The 19,108-nt window shown below is 68.8% G+C and carries 14 protein-coding genes; 6 read left to right on the top strand and 8 right to left on the bottom strand.

The genetic code is table 11. From position 1 onward, the window contains the following. Positions 1-333 precede the first annotated feature (333 nt). Genes DVK44_RS03710 through argC form a run of 5 tightly spaced genes read right to left on the bottom strand, consistent with a single transcriptional unit; the run spans position 334 to position 5,239 of the window. Positions 334-870: an arginine repressor gene (locus DVK44_RS03710; protein ID WP_114658309.1), complete on the bottom strand. Its 537-nt coding sequence runs from the start codon at positions 868-870 to the stop codon at positions 334-336. A 7-nt stretch (positions 871-877) separates the two neighbouring features. Further along, positions 878-2,077, bottom strand: coding sequence for an acetylornithine transaminase (locus tag DVK44_RS03715; protein ID WP_114658310.1), 1,200 nt, complete (start codon positions 2,075-2,077; stop codon positions 878-880). Further along, positions 2,074-3,039, bottom strand: coding sequence for an acetylglutamate kinase (gene argB, locus DVK44_RS03720; protein WP_228446975.1), 966 nt, complete (start codon positions 3,037-3,039; stop codon positions 2,074-2,076). The genes DVK44_RS03715 and argB overlap by 4 nt, the downstream gene beginning before the upstream one ends. Then, a complete protein-coding gene (gene argJ, locus DVK44_RS03725) occupies positions 3,036-4,205 on the bottom strand; it encodes a bifunctional glutamate N-acetyltransferase/amino-acid acetyltransferase ArgJ (protein ID WP_114658311.1) in 1,170 nt (389 codons plus the stop codon). The genes argB and argJ overlap by 4 nt, the downstream gene beginning before the upstream one ends. Then, on the bottom strand, positions 4,202-5,239 hold the full coding sequence (gene argC / locus DVK44_RS03730) for an N-acetyl-gamma-glutamyl-phosphate reductase (protein ID WP_114658312.1): 1,038 nt from the start codon (positions 5,237-5,239) through the stop codon (positions 4,202-4,204). The genes argJ and argC overlap by 4 nt, the downstream gene beginning before the upstream one ends. A 595-nt stretch (positions 5,240-5,834) precedes the next feature. Between argC and DVK44_RS36935 the strand changes: the two genes are divergently transcribed. Beyond that, positions 5,835-6,275, top strand: coding sequence for a hypothetical protein (locus DVK44_RS36935; protein WP_228446976.1), 441 nt, complete (start codon positions 5,835-5,837; stop codon positions 6,273-6,275). Positions 6,276-6,885: 610 nt separating this feature from the next. On the opposite strand, the gene DVK44_RS03745 is transcribed toward DVK44_RS36935, so the two are convergent. Both DVK44_RS03745 and DVK44_RS03750 read right to left on the bottom strand, forming a co-directional pair. Continuing rightward, positions 6,886-8,277, bottom strand: a complete 1,392-nt coding sequence (locus tag DVK44_RS03745; RefSeq protein WP_114658313.1) for an IS1380 family transposase — start codon at positions 8,275-8,277, stop codon at positions 6,886-6,888. Between the two features lie 230 nt (positions 8,278-8,507). Next, positions 8,508-10,913 (bottom strand): eCIS core domain-containing protein, encoded by a 2,406-nt coding sequence (locus DVK44_RS03750; RefSeq protein WP_162793650.1) that lies wholly within the window; start codon positions 10,911-10,913, stop codon positions 8,508-8,510. A gap of 1,040 nt (positions 10,914-11,953) precedes the next feature. Between DVK44_RS03750 and DVK44_RS03755 the strand changes: the two genes are divergently transcribed. From DVK44_RS03755 to DVK44_RS36245, 3 genes are all read left to right on the top strand, one after another. After that, positions 11,954-13,111 (top strand): IS4 family transposase, encoded by a 1,158-nt coding sequence (locus DVK44_RS03755; RefSeq protein WP_231717276.1) that lies wholly within the window; start codon positions 11,954-11,956, stop codon positions 13,109-13,111. A gap of 271 nt (positions 13,112-13,382) precedes the next feature. Beyond that, complete coding sequence (locus DVK44_RS03760; RefSeq protein WP_228446978.1) at positions 13,383-14,993, top strand: IS1182 family transposase; 1,611 nt, start codon at positions 13,383-13,385, stop codon at positions 14,991-14,993. 42 nt (positions 14,994-15,035) lie between these two features. Continuing rightward, entirely contained in the window at positions 15,036-15,281 is a 246-nt protein-coding gene (locus DVK44_RS36245; protein WP_162793652.1) for a hypothetical protein, read from the top strand. 423 nt (positions 15,282-15,704) lie between these two features. On the opposite strand, the gene DVK44_RS03765 is transcribed toward DVK44_RS36245, so the two are convergent. Continuing rightward, entirely contained in the window at positions 15,705-16,700 is a 996-nt protein-coding gene (locus DVK44_RS03765) for an ArsR/SmtB family transcription factor (RefSeq protein WP_114658315.1), read from the bottom strand. A 56-nt stretch (positions 16,701-16,756) separates the two neighbouring features. Here DVK44_RS03765 and DVK44_RS03770 point away from each other — a divergent pair, with 56 nt between their 5' ends. After that, positions 16,757-18,022 (top strand): MFS transporter, encoded by a 1,266-nt coding sequence (locus DVK44_RS03770; RefSeq protein WP_114658316.1) that lies wholly within the window; start codon positions 16,757-16,759, stop codon positions 18,020-18,022. A gap of 68 nt (positions 18,023-18,090) precedes the next feature. After that, positions 18,091-19,059 carry an NAD(P)-dependent alcohol dehydrogenase gene (locus tag DVK44_RS03775; RefSeq protein WP_114658317.1) on the top strand — a complete coding sequence of 323 codons (969 nt, stop codon included), beginning with the start codon at positions 18,091-18,093 and terminating at the stop codon, positions 19,057-19,059. Positions 19,060-19,108: the final 49 nt, after the last annotated feature.

The following is a 19,108-nucleotide window of genomic DNA, read 5'->3' on the forward strand; positions in this document are numbered from 1 at the left end:
ACGCGGCGTCCTGGGCCGCAGCCGGCCGGGCGGCGGCCGACGCCGTACCGCGCGGGCCCGCGCGTCTGCACGCGGCCAGGCCAGTACGTACGGCCCCGAGGCCACCCGGCGGCGTACCGTACGGGCCCGCGCTTCCGGACCGGCGTCCGGCCCGGAGGGCGGTACGCCCCGCACCCGCGCCGCGCCCGGCGGCGTACCGCCCCGAGATCGCCCGCCGGCGCCGGCGGGCACAACGTTCGGCCCGTGGGCCGACGTTCGCGCGTACGGCGCGGACCGGCGACGGGCGGACGGCCCGCGCCGGACCCGCCGCCCGCCGCCCGCCGCCCAAGGCGATCAGCGGTCGTTCTGGGCCAGTTTCAGCATGTGGTCCGCGAGCGCCTGGCCGCCCGCCGGGTCGCGGCTGATCAGCATCAGTGTGTCGTCGCCCGCGATCGTGCCGAGGATGTCGCTCAGCTCGGCCTGGTCGATGGCCGAGGCCAGGAACTGGGCCGCGCCCGGCGGGGTGCGCAGGACCACCAGGTTGGCGGACGCCTCGGCGGAGATGAGGAGTTCACCGGCGAGCCGGCGCATGCGCTCCTCCTTCGCCGACTCGCCCAGCGGCGCGTGCGGGGTGCGGTAGCCGCCCTCGCTGGGGACCGCGTAGATCAACTCCCCGCCGGTGTTACGGATCTTGACCGCGCCCAGTTCGTCCAGGTCGCGGGAGAGCGTCGCCTGAGTGACGCTCAGCCCGTCGTCGGCGAGCAGCTTGGCCAGTTGGCTCTGTGAGCGCACCGGCTGCCGGTTCAGGATGTCAACGATCCGGCGGTGGCGGGCGGTTCTGGTCTGCGGCACGGACTGCCCGCCGTGCTCGTTCCCCTGGGCCTCGGTCATCGTCGTCTCATTCTCCTGATCGTCCGTTCCCCCGCGCGTCGTCGAGGATGCCGGGCAGCGCCCGGAGCAGCGCGTCCACCTCACGGTCACCGGCGATCAGCGGAGGCATCAGCCGTACGACGTCGGGGGCGGGCGCGTTCACCAGGAACCCGGCCTCCTGAGCCGCCTGTTGCACGCGGGGTGCGAGTGGCTCGGTGAGCACGATACCCAGGAGCAGCCCCGCGCCACGGACATGGGAGACCAGCGGGTGGCCGAGGGCCTCGGCTCCGTCCCGTACCTTCTCGCCGAGCCGCTTGACCTCGTCGAGGAGTCCGCCGGCGGCGAGCACGTCCAGTACGGCGAGTCCGGCGGCGGAGGCGACGGGGTTGCCGCCGAACGTCGTTCCGTGCTGGCCGGGCCCGAGCAGGTCGGCGGCCGGGCCGAAGGCGAGGGTCGCGCCGAGGGGCAGTCCGCCGCCGAGGCCCTTGGCGAGGGTGACGACATCGGGCTCGATGCCCTGGTGGGCCTGGTACGCGAACCAGTGCCCCGTCCGGCCGACGCCCGTCTGGACCTCGTCCAGCACGAGCAGGGTGCCGGTCGCGCGGGTGATCGCGCGGGCGGCCTCCAGATAGCCCTTGGGCGGCACGACGACACCGTTCTCGCCCTGGATCGGCTCGATGATCACAAGGGCCGTCTCCTCGGTGACGGCGGCGCGCAGCGCCTCGGCGTCCCCGTACGGCACATGGGTCACCTCGCCGGGCAGCGGCAGGAAGGGGTCCCGCTTGCCGGGCTGGCCGGTGAGGGCGAGCGCGCCCATGGTGCGGCCGTGGAAGCCGCCCGTGGTCGCGACCATGTGCTGACGGCCCGTCAGGCGGCCGATCTTGAAGGCGGCTTCGTTGGCCTCGGCGCCCGAGTTGCAGAAGTAGACGCGGCCCGGCCGGCCGGAGAGCTGGATCAGCCGCTCGGCGAGGGCGATGGGCGGCTCGGCGAGGTAGAGGTTGGAGACATGCCCGAGGGAGGCGATCTGCCGGGAGACGGCCTCGACGACGGCCGGGTGGGCGTGGCCGAGCGCGTTCACCGCGATCCCGCCGACGAAGTCGGTGTACGCGGTCCCGTCGGCGTCCCAGACGGTGGTGCCCTCGCCGCGTACGAGGGAGAGCGCGGGCGTGCCGTAGTTGTCGGCCATGACGCTCCGCCAGCGCCGCGCGAGATCCTGGTTGCCGGTCATTTCGCGCCCCTTTCGTCGGGTGAGCTGTCCTGTACGCCTGTATCCGCGTCCGCGTCCGCGTCGATGTCTGCGTCTTGTCCGTCCGGCACGACCATCGTGCCGATGCCGTCGTTGGTGAAGATCTCCAGCAGGATCGAGTGCTGGACCCGGCCGTCGAGCACGCGCGCGGTGGTGACCCCGTTGCGCACGGCGAAGAGACAGCCCTCCATCTTCGGCACCATGCCGCTGGAGAGTTCGGGCAGCAGCTTCTCCAGCTGGCCGGCGGTGAGCCGGCTGATGACGTCGTCGCTGTGGGGCCAGTCCTCGTAGAGGCCCTCGACATCGGTGAGGACCATCAGGGTCTCGGCGCCGAGGGCGGCGGCGAGCGCGGCGGCGGCCGTGTCGGCGTTGACGTTGTAGATGTACCCGTCGTCGGCGCTGCGCGCGATGGAGGAGATGACGGGGATCCGGCCGTCGGCGAGGAGCGCCTCGATGGCGCCGGTGTCTATGGCGGTGATCTCACCGACCCGGCCGATGTCGACCGCTTCGCCGTCGATGAGCGGCCGGTGCCGGACGGCGGTGATGGTGTGGGCGTCCTCGCCGGTCATACCGACGGCGAGCGGCCCGTGCTGGTTGAGCAGCCCGACCAGCTCGCGCTGGACCTGGCCGGCCAGCACCATCCGTACGACGTCCATCGCCTCGGGGGTGGTGACGCGCAGTCCGGCCTTGAACTCGCTGACCAGGCCGTGCCGGTCGAGCTGGGCGTTGATCTGGGGGCCGCCGCCGTGCACGACGACCGGCTTGAGGCCGGCCTGCCGCAGAAAGACGACATCCTGGGCGAAGGCGGCCTTGAGGTCCTCGTCGATCATGGCGTTGCCGCCGAACTTGATGACGACGGTCTTGCCGTTGTGGCGGGTGAGCCAGGGCAGCGCCTCGATGAGGATCTGGGCCTTGGGCAGCGCGGTGTGCTTGCGGGCCGTCATGAGCTGTACGCGCTGTTCTCGTGGACGTAGTCGGCGGTCAGGTCGTTGGCCCAGATGACCGCGGAGTCCTGGCCGGCGGCGAGGTCGGCGGTGATCCGTACCTCCCGGTACCGCATGTCGACCAGATCGCGGTCCTCGCCCACCGAGCCGTTCCGGCAGACCCAGACGTCGTTGATGGCCACGTTGAGCAGGTCGGGGTCGAAGGCGGCCGAGGTGGTGCCGATGGCGGAGAGCACCCGGCCCCAGTTGGGGTCCTCGCCGTGGAGGGCGCACTTGAGGAGGTTGTTACGGGCGATGGAGCGGCCCACCTCGACGGCGTCGTCCTCGGTCGCGGCGTTGATCACCTCGATACGGATGTCCTTGGAGGCGCCCTCGGCGTCGCCGATCAGCTGGCGGGCCAGGTCGGCGCAGACCGTACGGACGGCCTCGGCGAAGGCGTCGTACTCCGGGACCGCGCCGGACGCGCCGGAGGCGAGGAGCAGCACGGTGTCGTTGGTCGACATGCAGCCGTCGGAGTCGACCCGGTCGAAGGTGGTACGGGTGGCGGCGCGCAGCGCGGTGTCCAGCGCGGGGGCGTCGAGGTCGGCGTCGGTGGTGAGGACGACGAGCATGGTGGCGAGACCGGGGGCGAGCATGCCCGCGCCCTTGGCCATGCCGCCGACGGTCCAGGCCGTGCCGTCGGCGGTGGTGCCGCCCGCGACGGCGGTCTTGTGGACGGTGTCGGTGGTCTTGATGGCGATCGCGGCCTTCTCGCCGCCGTGCGGGGAGAGTTCGGCCGCGGCCTTCTCGATGCCGGGGAGGAGCTTGTCCATGGGGAGGAGCAGCCCGATGAGGCCGGTGGAGGCGACGGCGATCTCCCCGGCGCTGTGTCCGGCCAGCACCTCGGCGGTCTTCTCGGCGGTGGCGTGGGTGTCCTGGAAGCCCTGAGGGCCGGTACAGGCGTTGGCGCCACCGGAGTTGAGGACGACGGCAGTGACGGCGCCGCCCTTGAGGACCTGCTCGGACCAGCGGACGGGGGCGGCCTTGACGCGGTTGGAGGTGAAGACTCCGGCGGCGGCGCGGCGCGGGCCCTCGTTGACCACGAGCGCCAGGTCGGGGCCGCCGTTCTCCTTGATTCCGGCGGCGATGCCCGCCGCCGTGAATCCCTGCGCTGCGGTGACGCTCAAGGTGCCACTCCGATCGTGGAAAGTCCGGTGTCCTCGGGGATTCCGAGGGCGATGTTCATGCTCTGCACCGCGCCGCCGGCGGTGCCCTTGGTGAGGTTGTCGATGGCGCTGATCGCGATGATCCGGCGGGCGGTCCCGTCGTACGCGACCTGGATCTGGGCCGCGTTCGAGCCGTACACGGAGGCGGTGGCGGGCCACTGCCCCTCCGGCAGCAGCCGGACGAACGGCTCGTCGTCGAACGCCTTCTCGTACGCGGCCCGGACGTCCTGGGCGGTCGTGCCGGGGCGCGCCTTGACCGAGCAGGTGGCGAGGATGCCGCGGGCCATGGGGGCGAGGGTGGGGGTGAAGGAGACGGTGACCGGCTCCCCGGCGGCGGCGCTGAGGTTCTGGATCATCTCGGGGGTGTGCCGGTGGCCGCCGCCGACTCCGTACGGGCTCATGGAGCCCATGACCTCGGAGCCGAGCAGATGCGGCTTGGCGGCCTTGCCCGCGCCGGAGGTGCCGGAGGCCGCGGTGATGACGGCCTCGGGCTCGGCCAGCCCGGCCGCGTACGCGGGGAAGAGCGCGAGCGAGACGGCGGTCGGGTAGCAGCCGGGCACCGCGATCCGCTTGCTCCCGGCCAGCGCCGCGCGCCCGCCCGGCAGCTCGGGCAGCCCGTACGGCCAGGTCCCGGCGTGCGCGGAACCGTAGAACCGCTCCCAGTCACCGGCGTCCTTCAGCCGGAAGTCGGCCCCCATGTCGACAACGAGCACCTCGTCCCCGAGCTGCTCCGCGACGGCCGCGGACTGCCCGTGCGGCAGCGCGAGGAACACGACGTCATGCCCGGCGAGCGCCTCGGCGGTGGTCTCCGCGAGCACCCGGTCGGCCAGCGGCACCAGATGCGGCTGAAGCCCCCCGAGCCGCTGTCCCGCGCTGGAGTTCCCCGTGAGAACGCCGACCTCGATCCCGGGATGCCCGAGCAGCAGCCGGAGGACTTCCCCACCCGCGTATCCGCTCGCCCCGGCCACCGCGGCGCGTAGAGCACGTACAGCCATCGAAAAACCCTCCTCAGCGATGGCATGACTATACGTATCAATGCAGTTTTATGCAATGTATTCGGTGGAGGCAGCGGATGGAGGTTGTGACCGAGGATTTTAGTTTGCGGACGAGATAGTTAGTTTGCGGATCTTGATCCCATAACGCTGTGTTGCGATCAGTTCCGAAGTATGGCCCCCGTGGCTGGGCGGGGGGGGTGCTGTGGTTGGCGAGTGGACGAGGTAGCGAGGGCGAAGATCCCGTCGGATTCAAGTCACCTGGATCAGCTGATCGCGGAGTACAAGGGGGATGCCGGGCTGCGGGATCGGCTGCGGCTCGGGGACGGCTGGCCGCGTCGGTGGAGTTCGACGTGGCGGGTGGGTGTTGGCGAGGTCTGCTGGCCGATCCGGGATATGGCTCACGTGCCGGTGCTGTCGTCCCGGCCGATGCGGGGGTTCACGTGGCGGGCAAAGCAGGGGCATCGCCCCGGGCTTGAGGGGATGGCGTCGACGGACAGGCAGCACGGTTTCGAGTCGTTGGAGGAGGTACGGCTGCTGGTCGCGCTGGACTTCCTGGGAGCCTCGGAGGTGCTGTCGCAGCCGTTCCGGCTGGACTTTGAGCACATGGCGCGGACAGTCCTGGCACATCCCGGACTACCTGGCCGTATTCGGCGGCAGCATGTGGCTGCTGGACGTACGCCCGATGGAACTGGTCAAAGACGACGACGCGCTCAAGTTCGCGGCGGCCAGGGAGGTGGCGGCGGCATGCGGCTGGCGATACTCGGTGGTCGCAGGCTGGGGCCTGCACGTCTGGAGCGTCCTTGACCACTTGTCCTCGCGCCGACGGCCGTCGAGGGATCTGTTGGGCATGCGGGATCAGTTGCTCACCGCGATCGGCGGCCGGGAGGGGCGGGTGATGACGTTCTCCGAGCTGGCGGACGCGACCAGCGTGCCTTCAGTTGGCCGGGCGAACATCGTTCGGCTGCTCTGGCACCGCGAGCTCGGTGTTGATCTGGGTAGTCCCCTGCGCCACAACTCGCTGATCTGGGAGGCGTAATGGCGGTGAGGGGGTTCTTGCAGATCGCGCCAGGCAGGCAAGTCTCGCTTAACGGCGTCGAGTGGACGATCAAGGATGTCCACGGCCAGCTCGGCCGGCTCGTTCTCGTGGATGGTGACGGCCGCGCGGAGACCCGATCGTTCCGCTGGCTCATCAACCATGCCGACCTGCGGCTCTTGCCGAGGGGTGAAGCATCGGGGCGGCCTTCGGCGGTCTCCCTGCAGCCGAGGACAATGGCTGATCTGACCGAGGACCAGCGGGAGCGGGCCCGGCTGAGGGCTGCACATGTATTGGAAGCCGAGACGGGGTTCCGGGAGGGCCACCCTGCTCGGGCCCTGCCGAGTAACTGTGTACGCCGACATCTGATGCCGTGGCGGGTACGGAATGATGTGTAGGTGACGGGTGTTCAGCCCGGATCCACCGGTGAATCTTTCGGGGGTCTGATTCCTTGCCGGGGGCCGTTGGCCGTGTGAGGTGCGGACATGAGGGCACGGGGTGCCCGCCGTGCTCGGGTCGCGGCCTGTCCGGGGTTCTCGGGTTGGGGTGGTGCGGGGGCGGTGTCGCCCAGGGCCGTTGAGGCCGTCCGTGGTGCTTGCGCTCTGCGTGGCGGTCAGCCCGGTGCGGGCGGGTGGTGGACGGCCTCGGACAGACCCTGGTAGGCGTCGCGCCAGGGCCAGTTGACGGGCAGGTGGGCGGTGAGTTTGACGCGGGCGGTGCGGGCCAGGCGGGCGGGGACGTGGACCAGGTGGGCGCGGAGGGTGGCGGTGGTGGCCTTGGCATGGAAGACCGAGGCAAGGGAGCCGGCGGCCCGCAGCAGGTTGTGCGACATGGCCCACAGGGTCAGCCAGGCGGCGTTGGCCTGGAAGTCGCCGGAGGGCAGGTGCGCGAGGGCCGAGGACTTCCCGTCGGCGATCGCCTGCTCGATGATCGCGTGTTGCCGGTGGTGGAGTTCGGCCTGAAGCATGCCGAAGGGGCTGTTGGTGAAGACGGGGTGGTAGCGCCAGGAGTCGAACAACTCCCCCTGTCCGGCGGCTGCTTCGGCGTTCAGGCGCCGGACGCGCCGCACGATCAGGCGGGCGGTGACCTGTTCGTTCTTCTTGCGGCCGGTGAAGGCGGTGTACTCGGTCTCGGCGACCTCGGCGTCGGAGACCATTTCGCCGGTGTCGGGGTCCACGAAGGCGTCGGGGTAGCGGATCGGGACCCAGGCGTCGTCGTCGATGCGGCCGATCGCGGCGGCGATGGAAGGGTTCATGCCGGTGGTCAGGGAGAAGTACGCGCCGGCGGTGCGGCAGGCGGCGACCACGTCGGCGGTGTAGAACTTGCTGTCCGCCCGGACCATCCGGATCCCCGCCCCGCCGGACTCGGCCGCGATGGTCAGGGCCCCACGCACGAAGCTTTTCGCGCCGCGGACGTCGGCGGCCTTGCCGCGGCGCAGGCGGACCGCGCCGATCACGGGCCGGGCGAGCGGGGTGGACAGGGTGGCCACGATCGGGTGCAGGGTGCGCTGGCCCTTGAGGCGGCCGTGCTCGGCGCCCTGCTTGGCGCGGTCGTAGACCCGGCGGTGGGTGGGGTCGATGTCGATGAACATCAGCTCGCTGGCTCCGGGCAGCAGCGGGGTGTGCGCCGCGAGGCGGGTCAGGAAGTCGCGGTGCACCCGGTGCGGTTGACGGTTGTGGCCGTGGGTGAAGGACCGCAGGAAGGTGCCCAGCGTGGACGGGGCGCGTATCCCGGCGAAGGCCCGGTCCATCGCGCCGTGCCGCAGCCGGCCGGCATCGTCGATGGAGTCGGCCCCGGCGCACATCGCGCCCAGCAGCGACATCACCTTGGCCCCCGGATGGGTGCCGCCGCTGTTGTCGGCCGCCTCGATGCGGACCTGGGTTGCCAGAGCGGGCAGGCCGACCCGTTCGGCGAGCGCGACCAGCGGCAGCAGCCCCGCATCCGCGATCAGATTCGGCTCATCGAAGACCGCGGAGACATGGACGGCGGCATGGGAAGATTGCATCTCGGAAGTGCCTTGTCGATCGTGCGTGCTGGAAGCCTGAAGAACTCCCATCATCGCAGGTCACAAGGCACTTCCTCGTTTCCGGAAGGACTATCCACAGGCGTCAGCCGGTGGATTCGGGCTGAACGACGCGGCCCTGGCAGCTCACCTGGAAATCGGCATTGCTGGGCAGAGGAACTTTCTGCTTTCCTGACCAACCGTCGGACAGCCCACTTCGCGAAAGCGCGAGGTTAACGAACCCCCAGTTCACCGAGTCGACGGTTCAGGAGATTTCCTTCTGCAACGAAATTTTCGAGTCTTTTAATGGTCCGCGTGAGAAGAGTACTCCTGTCTTTACTGTTTGCCGTGCTCCACGTGGCGTAATCATTTCTGGCGTTTTTTACATCTGTCTGCAATGCGGCCGCCTGATCCCTGGCATTCCTCAGCTCCACCAGGAGCTGGTCATCCCTCGCAGACCACCTCGCCCTGGGGTCCTTCGCTCGATACACCATAGCGCGGTAGGCCGCATCCGCGTCCCGGTACAGCGCTTCCGTATCGCGCGCGATCGCATCGAGCTTTCCCGCCGGACGCTGTGGGTCCAGCATCGCCTTGGATTCATACGGTCGCGTAATGTTGTAATGCACTCCGAAGTTGTGGGCGATGTCCATGACTTCGTGGAGAGTATGGTAGGCGAACGTGGTGGTGTGGTCGAAGTCTGTTCTCCAGAACGCAAAGATTCCCCACGCCATTGCGGCGATCTCCTCCGGAGTGGCACCTGCCGTTTCTGCCATCTTGAACATTCTGGCAGCAGTGAAGGACTGGCCCGCCCAGACGGGCATGTTGAACTGCCGTGCCAGTTTAGTGGAGTGAGAGTTTTCGTTGCGAGTCGATGGATGGGTTTTCTGGATCCCGTGTCGGTCGAATTGCCCGTCCAGGGGGTTTTGAGCTCGATCCGTCGAAGCGCCGGCCCTCTCGCCATTCGGATAGACGTGAGTGGTGCTCAACGATTCACGTTCACCGATTTCACCGACAGCCCTCTTGCCCTGGGTTTCAGGCGTGTGGCGAGAGTGCCCAAAGTACTCCGAAAGGTCATGCAGCGCGATCATCTTCTCGCGCAAATTGTATTTGACGGGATCGGCCATGACCTGATGGAGACCACCTCGCGCCACGATCCGCGCGTCAAGGTGGTCTTTCCCTTCTCTGCGCCATTTCGGGTTGAACTCGCCGTCGAAGTAGTCGATGTAAGCTCCGATGGCCTTCCCGGCTTTCCGCTCAGGGTCCCCGGCCAGCTGCGACTCGACATGAGCTCTGCCTGTCTTGAGCTCGCTGGTCATGATCTTTACTTGCCTGGAATCCAGATGGTTTATCTTTGGAACTTTCTTGTCCGCAAATCCATGCAGTCGCCTCAGCAGCACGTTGAGATACGTGTCGAGATTCCTGTCCTGATGCAGCTGTACTGCCTGCCTCTTTTCTTCATGCCTGTTCTGCTTCGCCCGGACCCAGCCGTTCATGTTCCGGGCAAGTTCGACAAAGTTGTTCACCTGAATATCGCGATTCTTTGCACCGAAATCAGGATGATTGCCAACGTACTGATTCAGAACCGGATTAATGTCTTGCTCTCCGACCGGGTCCACGATCGCCCTGGCAATCTGACTCCTGATTTTGATGCCGAAGCCCTGTATGGATTGCGCCTCCGGTATTGAGAGGTGCCCCGTGTTGATCGAAGCCTGAAACCCTTCCTCAATCTCCATAACAAGCTTTTGTAGAATTTGGGCGTGGTGCCGGGAGTCGTATTTAATGGTTTCATTCTTGTAAACCGCGGTGTAATCCTTTGGGCCGACCTTGAGCGCACGCTGAACCCCAGCCCCCGAACGGGGAGCGCTCCGGACACCGAATTTCGGACGCCGGGAAACGGCTTCGGTCTTCGGTGATTCCACAGCATCCGGTATCGGGGAATTCATCACGCGGCGAGCCGTGTTCTCGGCTGAGACCTCCGAAGAACCACCCGGATCGGAAACACTGACCCCGTCGCCATAGTCATGTGAGACGAATGACCGCCCCTCCATATTGTCGACTACATGCGCCAGCTCGTGCGCGACGACATGCTTGTTCCGTTCGAACCCGCTGTTGAACACCACGTGGTTGTCCATGGTGTATGCCTGTGCTTGAAGCTCTTCAGCCGACTCGGACGCTTCACCTCCGGTGTGAAAGCGCACCGACTCAAAGTTCGCTCCGCCGAACCGCTGCTCCATCTCCTGTCGCAGACCCGTCTCCATCGGCTGCCCTGGAGACCTAAGCACCCCGTGGATAGCCATACGCTGCACCTCAGCCCCGCCGGATGCCTCCAAGGACTCGGCCACAGCCGCGGCGTCGTGGTGACCTTTCCCAGAGCAATCAGCATGACGTTGGACTGCTGCCGCCGCCTGCGCCGGCACGGCGCCCGAGTCCCCGCCCACCGCAGCACCACCGCGCCCTATCCCCAAGCTGCGCCGCACACTGTCGGCATGCCCCGGGCGAGCGCGCCCCTCCAACCACGCCGATACGGCGGCGTTCCCCGCGCTTGCTTGCAAGGCCAACAACCCTGCTGCAGCGAGCGGCCCGCCCTGGGGGGCCGAGGAGCCACCGGCCCGCTTCTTGTTATGACTGTGATAATTCACGATGGATCCCTTTTGCCTGCGCTGACACACCTGACACTTGGTGTTCTAGCTCAGCAGCGCAGCCGGCCCCAGAGCCTCCAGGGCACACTGCAAGGAAGAGTTCGCTGACACGCGGGGCAAACACCACAGGGCCGCGTGTGGAACATGCCGGCGCCACACGATATTCGTCATAAACAGCCGCAAACCAGATCAGACCGCTAAACTACCCCACCGGCCCGGCCAGGGCGGTTGCAAGTTCCGGGATCGGGTAGATCGTCCGCGTCCGGCGGGAGTTGACGCGGCAACAGCACAGGCACGAGACCGGTGATCATCAGGGTGTCTACGCCAGCTGATCACATCGAGGTCCCGTGCCTGCCGCTCCACCCTCCCCGATCCCTGCCGCCCTGGCGAAACCGAGTCCTCTCCACCCGCAGGACACCGGCCGCCTGCGCGCCCACCTCCAGCGCGCACCCGACCCGCGTGCACGTCGCGGGCGGTGATACCCCCTGATCAGCCTGCCGCTGATCCGCACCTGCACGGTCATCTCCGACGCCCGGACCATCACCAAGATCACCGAGTGGGGCAGCGCGCCACCACCACGGTGCTGGAACACCTCGGCATCCGCCGCCACCTGCCCGGACGCCGACGCGCCCCGTCCCATACCACCCTCACCCGGCTCCGGGCCGCCCTCGACAGCGATGCCCTGGACACCGCGATCGGCGACTACCCGGCCGAACACGGCCACACCGACGTCACCACCACCGACTCGACGCCACGCCCGGCGATCGCGGTGGACGGCAAGGCGCTGTCCGGCTCCGCACACCGAACCCAGCGCCACCAGCACCTGCTGTCCGCCGCCACCCACGCCCCCCCCCGTTATGTTCTTCGCGGTCCTGCAAGAGGGCCGCTGGCCTCCGGGCCCGGCATGACTGTGTCCCCCTGTCGAAGGCATGACAATGCCGTTGCTTTTGCGGGGTCCGGGCGGTTGAAGCGGTGTGCTGATATCGCGGCTGGAGCGACTGGGGTTGGGAGTACTGACCCGGTCGTGTCCGCCTGATGTGGTGGACCGGGTGGTGGGTGAAGCGGGGCGTTCGGAGAAGCGCCGGCGTCTGTTGTCCGCCCGGTTCACGGTGTACTTCGTGCTGGCGATGTGCTTGTTCCCGCAGGCCGACTACCTGGAGGTCCTCCGGCTGGTGAAGACCGGCGACAAGGGGTTGCGGTCCTGGTCCGGGGTGAACAAGTCGTCGCTGACCAGGGCTCGGCAGCGGCTCGGCTGGCCGGTAATGCGGGAACTGTTCCGGTCCGTGGCCCGGCCTCTCGGCGCGGACGGCGAGTTGTTCCGAGGGCTGCGGGTGCTGGCTCTGGACGGGATGCTGCTGGCCGTGCCCGACTCCGTGGGCAACAACGACGCCTTCGGCAAGTCCGGCTCCCAGCGCAGCCCGATGGGTTATCCGCAGGCCAGAGTGGTCGCGGTGGCCGAGTGTTCCTCTCACGCCGTCCTGGACGCCGCGATCGGCGGGTTCAAGGATTCCGAACGCATCGTCTCCGACGCTCTGGACGCCCATCTCGGGACCGGCACGCTGTTACTGGCCGACCGGGGACTGTGGGGTCTGGCCCGCTGGCACCGGCTCCGGGAGCAGGGCACGCACCTTCTGTGGAGGATCGAGCGACGCAAGGCCCGCCGGGTCCAGGACGTTCTGCCCGACGGCAGCTACCTGGCCCGGATCGAGGCGAACAAGCACAGCAAGGCGGCTGGAACCGTCAAGGCGCCGCCGGCGCTGGTCCGGGTCGTCGAGTACCGCGTCGACGGGCAGGCCGACATCGTCCGGCTCATCACCAGCCTGACCGACCACGAGAAGTACCCCGCCGAAGAACTCGCCGTCCTCTACGCCCGGCGCTGGGAGATCGAGCTCGTCTTCGACGAGATCAAGACCCATCAACGCGGCCGGCCGGTCCTCAGGTCACAGACACCGGACGGCGTGCGGCAGGAGATCTACGCTCACTTGATCGTGCACCATGCCACCCGGGAACTGCTGGACGAGGCCGCTCGCCTGCACCGCAGCATCGCAGAGCGGACCTCGTTCACCAGGGCTCTGCACGTCGTCCGCCGCTCGGTGATCTCACCGAGCGGCTTTTCCCCCCTCAGCACGCAAGCGGGATCGACGCCTCGGACTCTCGGAAATCGGCCGCAGTCTGCTGCCCCGCCGAAGATCCCGTGACTGCCCTCGCAAGATCCGCTCCTGCATCACCGGCTATGCCAGCAAAGCCCCCGGCGAACCCTCCAGCAGCCGTCGCCCACCGGTTGCCGTGGTCTTGAACAGCCGATGGCACGACCACTAAAGCAACGGCATGACTCTGTTGGCGATCTTGCGAGGGGTGCTGACAGGTCGTCTGTTCGGCGGTTTGCTGGAGTGAGGCGGGGTGGTTTCGGGGAGAGGGTCGAAGATGTCCTTGCGTGCCAGGAGTTACCAGCGGATTCCGACGTGAACGGTGTTGACGGCGTGGGCGGCGTGCCCGAAGGGCACGCCGGCGATGCTGATGCGGGATCGGCTGGATGTGGTGTTCGAGGACGAGGAGTTCGCGGACCTGTACCCCACGGACGGGCGGCCGGGCTTGTCGCCGGGGCAGTTGGCGCTGGTGTCGGTGCTGCAATTCGCGGAGAACCTGTCCGACCGGGCGGCCGCGAACGCGGTCCGCACCAGGATCGACTGGAAATACGCGTTGGGACTGGAGTTGGACGATCCGGGCTTCGACCACTCGGTGCTGTGCGAGTTCCGGGCCCGGCTGGCCGAGACCGACGCCACGGACCGGCTGCTGCCGGTGATGCTGTACCGGCTGACCGAGGCCGGACTGCTCAAATCCGGCGGACGGCAGCGCACCGACGCGACCCACGTGCTCTCGGCGGTGCGCACGCTCAGCCGACTGGAGTTGGTGGGCGAGAGCCTGCGGGCCGCCCTGGAACAGCTCGCCCAGACGGCCCCGGACTGGCTGCTTCCGTTGGTCGAGCCGGAGTGGAACAAGCGCTACGGGCGCAAGGTGGAGATCGGCAAGGTACCCGGCGGGAAAGCCGGGGTCACAGCCCTGGCCGAGGCCTTCGGCCGGGACGGGCAGAAGATCCTGGCCGCCGCGTGGGCGGCCGACGCCACGCCCAGGCTCCGGACGCTGACGCAGGTGGAGATCCTGCGCCGGGTCTGGGTACACCACTATTACCGGGACTCCGGAGGGCGGCTGCGCTGGCGCGATGGCCACGCGCTGCCACCCGCGTCGTTGCGGTTCGATTCCCCTTACGACACCGATGCGCACTACTGCGTCAAACGGGACACAGCCTGGTCCGGCTACCGCACCCACTTCACCGAAACATGCACGTCAGAACTGCCTGAGGTGGTCGTGCACGTGGCCACCACGATCGCCCCGGTCCAGGACGGCCAACTCACCGCCCAGATCCACGACGACCTCGCAGCGATCAACTTGACCCCGGCCGAGCACGCGGTCGACGCCGCCTACGTCAGCCCGGCGCAGATCGAACGCGCCCAGCGGATACACAGCATCACCCTGCTCGGCCCGGTCGTGCCCGACCACAGCCACCAGGCCAGAAGCGGGGCCGGCTTCGACAAGGCCGCCTTCACCATCTACTGGGACCACCGCCGGGCCACCTGCCCCCAAGGCAACCTCAGCCGTGAGTGGCGGCCCCTGCGCATCAGCGGACACGACTACACCCAGATCAAGTTCGACAAGCCCACCTGCCTGGCCTGCCCCGTCCGCCCGCAATGCACCAACGCAGTCAGCGGTCCGCGCTCGCTCGCACTGCTGCCCACCCGCAAACTGCACGAGATTCAGCAGCACAACCGGCTCGACCAGCGCACTGAGGACTGGCAGCGCCGTTACGCGATCCGTGCGGGCATCGAAGCCACCCTCTCCCAGAACGTCCGCACCTGCGGCCTGCGACGAACCCACTACCGAGGACTGCCAAAGACACACGTCCAGCACGTACTGACCGCGCTGGCCTGCAATGTCACCCGCATCGCCGACTGGATCGCCGACCCGACCCGACCCCAGCGGGCACCCAGCCACTTCCGCGCCCTCTGCACCACCCTTAACTGACCCCGACAAGATCGCCAACAGAGTCACGGTGTTCGTTTCAACTTGGAAGATTACAAGATCCGGGCGGCTTTCACGTTCGCACCAGTGTGGTGTGCGCACGCGAAGTACAAAACGGAAGACGGCGACCCGATCCCTCGCACCTTTGGAAGGCATCCGACCACGCATGCCGTCTCGCGCGCTCAGTACAGCCGGATCAACGCGGTGATGGGGCTCATGCTGGTCACCTCGGTCATTAAGTTCTTCGATACGGAGATGGAGTGGCCGATCAAGCGGGTGAAGCGATCGTGATTATGGGGCGCATAGTGAGCCTTCGCAACCAACCGCATCACCAAGATCGTGAAGGCTGTCCTCGTCCTTCGATTCGCCTCAACCTGAGGTTGAAAAATCCTCACCGAGGCAGGACCACTGCCGGGGCACTCGCCGCACTGCCGCTACCCGTGACTAAGTGTTATCGGCGCAGGGGGGCACATTCTGGCCTCACGGCCATCTCGCCAAGGCCCGCTTCGACGTGTACGCCGATACCTAACGACCAGGGCAGCAACAGCCTTGTTGCTGCTGCGACGTAGGAACACCTCGCCACGACGGTTACGCATAGTGAAAGTCTGTCGTCATGATCCGCTAACTATCTCTCTCAAGATCCGCAAACAAGCATTCTCGACGCGCTTCCGACCTGCACGGTTCAGATCATGATCCGCAAACTAAGATCCTCGGTCACAGAGGTGAGCCCGGCTCCGCGGCCTCCGTCACTGTCTGACCGGCCCGGGTGCGGGCGTACAGGACCTGTCTGCCCGCGCGGTGGGCGCTGACCAGTCCGGCGTTCCGCAGTGCGGTGAGGTGCTGGGAGACGCCGCCGGGGGTCAGTCCGGTGCGGCGGGCGAGTTCGGTGGTGGACGCGGGGGCGGTCAGCTCGGTCAGGATCATCGCGCGGGAGCGGCCCAGCACCCCGGCCAGGGCGTGGGGGACGGTCGCGGGCGGGGTGTGCCAGAGCGTGCCGACGGCGCGGGGAGGATAGCGCAGCGACGGCTGCCACGGTTCGTCGAGCACGGAGAAGACGCGTGGCCAGACGAAGGCGGAGGGCACCAGCAGCAGGCCCCGGCCGTCGAGCCGGCGCGCTCCGCGCACGGTGCGGTGTTCCAGGTGCAGGGTGCCCCGGGCCCAGTTGACCCGCGGGTCGAGGTCGGTGAACAGGTGCTGCGCGCCGCCGGCGACCAGGCGGCCGGCGCGGTAGCGGATGTCGCCCTCCAGCAGGGTGAGGATGCGCGGCCAGTACGGGGCCAGCGCCAGCTCCCAGTACGCCTCGATCACGTCCGCCAGCCGCGCCAGCTCGGCGGCCGGATCGCCGCGCAGCGCCGCCATCCGCGCTTCCGGCACCCGGGCCGTGGTGCGCAGCAGCGTCGGCGGCATGGCCCGCACCGTGGCCAGCTCAAGGTCCAGCGACGGCAGCGGCGTTGTGGGCGGCGGGCAGATGAACCCCGGTACGCGGCCGGCCCAGGGCGAGGGCCCGGGCATCGGGACGAGGTCGAACAGCGGGCTCAGGTCGAGGCCGGCCGCCGCCAGCCGCGGGCGCACCTGGTCGGCCCAGGAGCGGTGCAGGCCCTGTGCGTCCGCCCCTTTGAGCACCCGGACGCTGGTCACCACCTCCCACAGCGGGGAGATCGCGAAGCGGGTGCGGGCCACGTCCTCCGGGGCGAATTCGATCTCGATCATTCAGCTCAGCGTAAATCTCTGTGGAGAGCCGCGCGGCGTCCCGCACCGTACGCCGCATGACCGTAGTCCCGGATTCCCCGTGGCGCATGGGCGCCTTCCGCACGCTCTTCGCCGCCAGCGCCCTCAGTCACCTCGGCAGCAACATCGGTTATGTGGCGATACCGCTGCTCGCCGTCACCACGCTCGACGCCGGCCCTGGCCAGGCCGGGGCGCTGGCCGCGCTGTCCACCGCCGCCTTCCTACTGATCGGGCTGCCCGCGGGCGCGTGGGTGGACCGGCTGCCCGGGCGCCGCCTGCTGGTGGCCGCCGACGCCGCTCGCGCGGCCCTGCTCGCCTCGATTCCGCTGGCCTGGTGGCTGGGCGTGCTGTCGCTGCCGCAGCTGTACGCGGTGGTGCTGCTGACCGGCTGTGCCACCGTGTTCTTCGACGTCGGCTCGCAGAGCGTCCTGCCCGAACTGGTCGGCCGCGAGCGCCTGGTGCCGGCGAACGCCGCCGTCGTCAGCCTGATGGCCGGCGCCAACATCGCCGGCCGCGGCGCCGGCGGCTTCATGGTCCAGCTCCTCACAGCACCCCTGGCAATCCTCTGCGGTGCCCTCGCGTACCTCGCCTCCGCCTGCGGGCTCACCCGTATCGCCCGCCACCGCGCCCGCCCGGAGCCCGCGACCGCCGGGCGACGGCTGCGGACCGAGATCACGGAAGGGCTGCGCCATGTCCTCGGCACGCGCGAGCTGCGGCCCCTGGCGCTCGCCGCGACCCTCACCAACCTCGGCGCACAGATGATCAACGCCATGCTGCCGGTGCTGTTCACCCGCGAACTGGACCTGCCCGCCGGAGCGCTGGGCCTGTACTGGGCAGCCGGCGGCCTGGGCATCCTGCTCGGTGCCCGCCTCGCCCGCCCCCTCGCCGCCCGCCTCGGCCACGGCCGCGCCATGGCCCTGGCCGGGCTGTGGTGCGCACCCGCCGCGCCGGCCATCGCGCTGGTCGGCACCGGCCCGTGGCTGTGGGTGGCGGGCGCCGCGTGGCTGGTCACCATGACCAGGACAGGCATCGACAACGTCCTCGGCGTCACCTTGCGCCAGCACCTGACCCCGGACCCGCTGCTCGGCCGTATGAACGCCACCTTCCGCTTCCTGCTCACCGGCGCCCTGGCCATCGGGTCCGCCCTGGGCGGCCTCATCGGTGAGGCCGCGAACGTACGCATCGTCGTGTGGGCAGGCGCGATGTGCCTGGCCGGCGCCTTCCTCCCGGTCTTCTGCTCCCCCATCCGCGCGCTCCGGGAACTGCCGTCCGCTCCGGCAGGGGCCAACCGGAGCGCTCAGTGACTCTGGTCAGTGGTTCGCAGGGGCGGGATGCTCGGGACAGCATCGCCCACCAGGGAGGGACAACCGCCATGAAGGCCATCGCCCAGGACCCGTACGGCACCGCTGACGGTCTGGAATTACGGGACATCGACCGGCCCGTACCGCGGGACGACGAAGTACTGATCCAGGTGCGCGCCGCCGGGGTGGATCCGAGCATTCTGCATCTGATGACGGGCAAGCCCTACATCGCCCGCCTCGCCCTGGGACTCCGCAGGCCCAAGAACCCGGTGCGCGGCTGGGACGTCGCCGGAGTGGTCGAGACGGTCGGCGCGAAGGTGACGGGGTTCGCGCCGGGTGACGAGGTCTTCGGCAGCGGCGACGGCTCGCTCGCCGAGTACACCCGCGCCCGGGCCGACAAGCTCGCGCCCAAGCCCGGCAACCTCAGCTTCGAACAGGCCGCCGCCCTCCCCGTCTCCGGGGTCACCGCCTACCAGGCCTTCAGCGGCAAGGCGCGCCCGCGGCCGGGGCAGCGGGTCCTCGTCATCGGCGCCTCCGGTGGCGTCGGGAGCTACGCCGTCCAGCTCGCCGTCTCGTACGGGGCCGAGGTCACCGCCGTCTGCGGGCCCGGCGCGGCGGACTTCGTACGGTCCCTGGGCGCGAGCGGCGTCATCGACTACACCAGCCAGGAGATCACCGACAGCGAGCACCGGTTCGACGTCGTTCTCGACACCGCCGGGAACCGCCCGCTGTCCCTGCTGCGCCGCGTACTCACCCCGAAGGGGATCCTGCTCATGGCCGGTGGCGAGGACGCCGGCGACTGGGTGGGGGGCCTGGGCCGTCAGCTGCGCGGCTACGCGCTCTCGCCGTTCCTCGCGCAGACGCTGAGCAGTGTGATCGCGGTGGTGCGCGCCGAGGATCTGCTGGCCCTCAAGGGCCTCGCCGAGGACGGCACGATCACCCCGGCCGTCGACCGTGTCTATCCGCTCTCCGAAGGCGTCGCCGCGATTCGGCACCTGGAGACGGGCCATCCCCGGGGCAAGATCGTCGTGACCGTATGAGCTGAGGAGGCGGCGCGCGCGGGTGGACACTGGAAGGAGGAGGTGTGAG

It is taken from the genome of Streptomyces paludis, assembly GCF_003344965.1.
Lineage (GTDB): Bacteria > Actinomycetota > Actinomycetes > Streptomycetales > Streptomycetaceae > Streptomyces > Streptomyces paludis.

What these genes read in the sequence shown, in the direction of transcription:
- argC (WP_114658312.1), bottom strand. Translation starts at nt 5,239, where the DNA reads ATGGCTGTACGTGCTCTACGCGCCGCGGTGGCCGGGGCGAGCGGATAC.
- DVK44_RS03775 (WP_114658317.1), top strand. Translation starts at nt 18,091, where the DNA reads ATGAAGGCCATCGCCCAGGACCCGTACGGCACCGCTGACGGTCTGGAA.
- DVK44_RS03770 (WP_114658316.1), top strand. Translation starts at nt 16,757, where the DNA reads ATGACCGTAGTCCCGGATTCCCCGTGGCGCATGGGCGCCTTCCGCACG.
- DVK44_RS03745 (WP_114658313.1), bottom strand. Translation starts at nt 8,277, where the DNA reads ATGCAATCTTCCCATGCCGCCGTCCATGTCTCCGCGGTCTTCGATGAG.
- DVK44_RS03765 (WP_114658315.1), bottom strand. Translation starts at nt 16,700, where the DNA reads ATGATCGAGATCGAATTCGCCCCGGAGGACGTGGCCCGCACCCGCTTC.
- DVK44_RS03710 (WP_114658309.1), bottom strand. Translation starts at nt 870, where the DNA reads ATGACCGAGGCCCAGGGGAACGAGCACGGCGGGCAGTCCGTGCCGCAG.
- DVK44_RS03715 (WP_114658310.1), bottom strand. Translation starts at nt 2,077, where the DNA reads ATGACCGGCAACCAGGATCTCGCGCGGCGCTGGCGGAGCGTCATGGCC.
- argB (WP_228446975.1), bottom strand. Translation starts at nt 3,039, where the DNA reads ATGACGGCCCGCAAGCACACCGCGCTGCCCAAGGCCCAGATCCTCATC.